Raw genomic sequence first — 317 nt, 5'->3', positions numbered from 1 at the left:
GCCGCGCCCCGCGGGCCAAGGCCTGAGCTGAAGAGCGCCCCCAGGGTCCAGCCGGCGGCCATCAGCGCGGCGATATAACCTGCCAGCAACGGCGTCTGCTGATGCAGCACCTGCAGAAACAACGGTACGAAGACCTCGCTGGTCATGCCCACCACCAGCAGGGCCATGGAAATGTACAGCGCCAGAAAGGCACTCCCGGCCTTCAGGCTATTGCGCGGCAACAAGCGCGCGCCGTCGCGGTTCTCCATAGCGAATACCGGCACCAGCAGAACCAGCCCGGCTCCCAGCCCCAGGGCGTTGTACAGCGGCGATGGGGT

At 66.6% G+C, this 317-nt stretch carries 1 pseudogene; it reads right to left on the bottom strand.

What is annotated here, in order from left to right:
• Nucleotides 1-317, bottom strand: a pseudogene (locus SB756_RS28970) (MFS transporter); the annotation flags it as partial.

Origin of the sequence: Pseudomonas sp. SIMBA_068 (assembly GCF_046534705.1) — a bacterium.
Lineage (GTDB): Bacteria > Pseudomonadota > Gammaproteobacteria > Pseudomonadales > Pseudomonadaceae > Aquipseudomonas > Aquipseudomonas putida.
The sequence above is the reverse complement of the archived record's forward strand: the minus strand, read 5'-3'. Positions and strand labels throughout refer to the sequence as shown.